This is a genomic window from Agathobaculum sp. LCP25S3_E8 (genome assembly GCF_052117165.1).
GTDB lineage: Bacteria > Bacillota > Clostridia > Oscillospirales > Butyricicoccaceae > Agathobaculum.
In genome coordinates this window covers 1-3,239 of the sequence record NZ_JBQKJR010000116.1, presented here as the reverse complement: position 1 = coordinate 3,239, position 3,239 = coordinate 1, and the positions used below count along the sequence as shown (strand labels likewise).

Genomic DNA, 3,239 nt, shown 5'->3' with positions numbered 1-3,239 from the left:
GCACCGTTACTGCCACGGGCGGCATATATGCCGCGGGCATCGGCGGCGGCAAGACCGGCAGCAGCGGCACCATCGACATCAGCGGCGGCAAAGTCACAGCCACCGGCGGCGGCCGATTCGGCGCAGGCATCGGCGGCGGCCAGGAAGGCTCCGGCGAAAGCATTACCATCTCCGGCAGCGCCGCTGTCACCGCCACCGGCGGCGAAAGCGGCGCCGGTATCGGCGGCGGCTGGAGCGGCGACGGCGGCACCATCACCATCAACGGCGGCAAAGTCACTGCCAACACCGGCGGCACCGCCTCCGGCGGCGCAGGCATTGGCGGCGGCCACAGCGGCAACGGTGGTCAAATCACCATCAGCGGCGGCACCGTCGAAGCCACCGGCGGCGCCAAGTTGGGCGGCGCGGGCATCGGCGGCGGCGTTAATAGTGCCGGTGGCGTTATTACCATCACCGGCGGCACTGTCACCGCCACCGGCGGCAGCCAGCCCTATTATGGCGGCGCGGGCATTGGCGGCGGCAGCAACGCCTCCGGCGGCGAAATCACCATCACCGGCGGCACCGTCACCGCCAATGGCGGCACTTCCAGCCAACGGACCGACGCCGGCATCGGCGGCAGTGGCGGCACCTTTGAAACCACCGCCTCCGGCAAGGCCATCATCAAGGCCAGCAGTATCACCGACCAGAGCAAAAAGAGCAGCTGGAGCGGCATCATCTTTGAGCGCAGCACCGGCGGCGTTTATGGCACTCAGTCTCTGAGCAGCACTTTTGAAGTGAAAAACGGGGAAACCCTGCTGATCGCCGAGGGCGCCACCCTGACCACGCAGGGCAAGCTGACCAACAACGGCAATATCTATGTGGACGGCACCGTGAGTGGTACTGTGAACGGCAATGTGTATTACCCCCTGACGCTCACAAATTGTTCCGCCTCAGGTGCGACTGTTGACTACAATAGCGCTTCTTATGGCAAGGCGGGCGGATCTATCAAGCTGACTCCTGACGAAAAAACCGGCTATCTGTTCGATTCATGGACGGTGACCGACGGCGTAACGATTTCCAACAACAGTTTCAGCATGCCTTCCAAAGCCGTGACCGTGACGGCTAATTACCGCGAGGCTGCGACAATCACCACTCAGCCGCAGGGCCAGACCATCGACTATGGCAACGATGTTACACTCAAAATTGTCGCAAAGAATCCCAACGGCACAGCGGAAGGGCTTTCCTACCAGTGGTATGCAGGAAACAATCCGCTGACGGGAAAGACCTCGGACACGCTGACCCTGACCAAACCCAATGCCGGGACCTATAATTACTTCTGCCGGGTCACTTATGGCGGGATCAGTATTGACAGCAACAAGGTCACGGTCAAGGTGAACAAGGTGGATTCCAGGCTGCTGAGCGCTCCCACTGCGAAGACACTGACCTATAACGGCACTTATCAGCATCTGGTCACCGAGGGTACAGCCGACGGCGGTACCATGCAGTACGCTTCGAGCGAGAACGGCTCCTACAGCAATGTCATCCCCACCGGCACCAACGCCGGCAGCTATACCGTCTGGTACAAGGTGGCGGGCGACAGCAACCACAACGACAGCACCCCGGCTTCTGTCAGCGTCACCATCAGCAAAAAGGAGATAACCGTATCCGGCATCACAGCCAAGGACAAGATCTATGACGGCACCACCGCTGCTGAGCTGGACTATACGGGCGTGACGCTGGCCGGCAGGGTGGGCGACGATGGCGTGACCGTCACCGCTGTCGGTACCTTTGCGGATCAGAACGTCGGCCAGGACAAGGAGGTCAACATCACCGGTCTGACTCTGCGCGGCAACAGCGCGGACAACTACACTCTGGCGGCGGAAGGGCAGCCGACCACCGACAAAGCCAGTATCAGCCCCAGGAAGGTCACTGTGACGATCCAGCCCAAGAGCAGCGTATATGGTCAGACTATCGCGGAGCTGACCGCCACGGATGACGGCATCGTACCCGGCGACACCGGCGTTTACACCCTGTCCACTACCGCCACTTCTGCCAGCCCTGTGGGCACCTATGACATCACCGGCACATCTAATTCCACGAACTATGACCTCACCTTTACCGGCAGCGACGGTGCTTACACCATCACCGCAGCGTCCCAGTCCGTCTCCGTCACCCTGGAGGACTGGACCTACGGCACCCCCAACGAGCCTGTGGTGACCGGCAACACGGAGAACGGCACCGCCACCTACCGCTACAAGGTTCAGGGCGCTGATGACAGCACCTATGGAACCGAGAAGCCCACCGACGCGGGCAGCTACACCGTGGAGGCCACCATCGCCGCCACCACCAACTATCAGGAAACCGTAGTTTCCGATGATTTCACCATCGCCCCCAAGACTCTGACCGTTACTGGCCTGACCGCCACCGACCGGGTCTATGATGCGGACAATACCACGGTCGAGTTGACCGGCGGCACCCTTTCCGGCATAGTCTCCGGCGATGAAGAATTCGTTTCCGCCACGATGCCCACCACCGGCACCATTGCGAGTGCCGATGTGGGAACCAAAAATGTTACCATCGACCCCATCACCCTGACCGGCACCAAGGCGGGCAACTACACTGTGACCCTGCCCACCGACGTCACCGTGACCATCTCTAAGGCGGAACCCAATGTGGGTGAGGTCAGCTATAAGGACGGCCCCATCTACACCAGTACCCCGCTGAACAGCATCACTCTGAGCAAGACCGGTGCCACTGACGGTACGCTGAAGCTGACGGATAACCAGACCCTGACGGCTGGTACGGCTGACTACGGCTGGACCTTTACCCCCACCGACAGCACCAACTACAAAACCGTTATCGGCACCATCAGCCTGACCGTGGAGGGCGATACGCTGAGCAGCATCTCCGCTTCTGGCACACCTGCCAAAACCAGCTACCAGTACGGCGAGTCTTTCGAGACCGACGGCCTGACCGTCACCGCCACCTATGTCAGCGGCACCACCAGAGATGTCACCGCTGAGGTGACTTTCGGCGCTCTGGCCGTGGGTGATACCTCCATCGAGCTGGCCTATCAGGGCAAGACCTGCACCATCAGCGGTCTCACCGTTGACAAGGCCGACGCGCCGATGCTGGCCGATATTTCTGTCAAACAGAAGTACACCACGACCAGCGGTGAGAAAGACATCGGAGCTGCGGGTATGCCTGATAAAGCCGGAGTCCTGACCTATGCCAAGGGCACCGAGACCACAACCGGCACCGTT

General features: G+C 61.1%; 1 protein-coding gene. It reads left to right on the top strand.

What is annotated here, in order from left to right:
- Positions 1–3,239, top strand: a 3,239-nt coding sequence (locus ACTQ34_RS17650) for a beta strand repeat-containing protein (RefSeq protein WP_441364909.1), incomplete at both ends; no start/stop codon positions are given.